The organism is Galactobacillus timonensis (assembly GCF_900240265.1).
Lineage (GTDB): Bacteria > Bacillota_I > Bacilli_A > Erysipelotrichales > Erysipelotrichaceae > Bulleidia > Bulleidia timonensis.
Genome location: NZ_LT964750.1, coordinates 1 through 1202, shown reverse-complemented (window position 1 = coordinate 1202; position 1202 = coordinate 1). Strand labels below are relative to the sequence as shown.

The window sequence follows — 1202 nt, the reverse complement described above, 5'->3', positions numbered from 1 at the left end:
TTTCGACTATCTAAAAATAGATGGGGTCTCGGGGTGCCTCTAAGAAATCCTGGGGTTGACTATCCGGGAGAAGAAAAACAGCTCCAAACTTACATGGGGAGGCACTCAGGCCTTCTCTTTTTCGTATTTGCCGATTATTATGCGGTAAGACATCAATAGAAAGGAAAAGGTTCAGAGACAAGCTTCCCAGCACTCTCTGAACCCGTAACCAAAACCATGGTTAGTGTACCACATTCACAATACAAAATTGTTAAACATCCTAATCATCCGAATGATTTTTGATGAAATGCAGCGAACCTGTTTTGGATCCTGAAACAGGCCTGCCAATGAGATTCTGCGGAACTGCCAGAAGGTGCGTTAAAACGCCAAAAGGTTCTTACTGGATCTGGATTCCTGTCGCCGTCTCTTCCAACGGAAGACATCACCGTGTTCTCCCTGATTTCCTTGTCCCTTACAAGCACTACTCGGTGCAGACCATCGAATCGGCTCTGGACAATGATCTGGATCTTGATCGTTATTCGCTTCCTTCCGATTCTTCCGTTTCCCGTTGGAACAAATGGCTCGATAAGCTCATTGTGCAGCTGCGGTCCTCCCTGGGGCTGGAGATTCCGCCTGATTCGCTGCTTCAACAGCTCCGTGTTTCATTCCGGCGCGATGTCCGCCGGGCTCCAGAATATGATTCTTCCAGTGGCTGGGTGGCCGGAATCAATCTCTGCCTGAATAGGCCAAATGACTTTGACTTGGGCCTTTCCTGATCTTCCCCTATGCTGGGCTCAAAGGAGAAGATCTATGTCCGAACAATCTGATAAACAGGCCATTCTTGAATTCTTTAACCTCGATACAGGCAGTGTGGAGAATGTCATCTTCCATAATGACAATGGCAGTGCGGCTGTCCATGTTTTACTGCGGCCGGATCATCCGCCTTGTCCCGATTGCGGCTGTACACTGCCAAGGGTTAAGGACTACATTGACAAGAAGATAAGCCACGGCGTCTTTACTGATCGTGAGTGCACCATCTTCTATCATGCCCGCAGGTACATCTGTCCTGTCTGTCATCGAACGTACTATGAGAACAATCCATTCTGTTTCAGGAAGCAGCACATCTCCGCCCTCACGGTTGAAAACATTCTGAACGATTTGAAGATTCAGACCGAGACCTTCGCTTCCGTCGCTAAGCGGTATCACATCTCTCCCACAACCGC

At 48.4% G+C, this 1202-nt stretch carries 1 protein-coding gene and 1 pseudogene; both read left to right on the top strand.

Annotated features, from left to right (window positions below):
* The first annotated feature begins 281 nt into the window (after positions 1-281).
* Positions 282-755, top strand: coding sequence for a DUF6431 domain-containing protein (locus C1714_RS13730; RefSeq protein ID WP_135567964.1), 474 nt, complete (start codon positions 282-284; stop codon positions 753-755).
* 34 nt (positions 756-789) lie between these two features.
* Positions 790-1202 (top strand): annotated as a pseudogene (locus tag C1714_RS13725) (ISL3 family transposase); the annotation flags it as partial.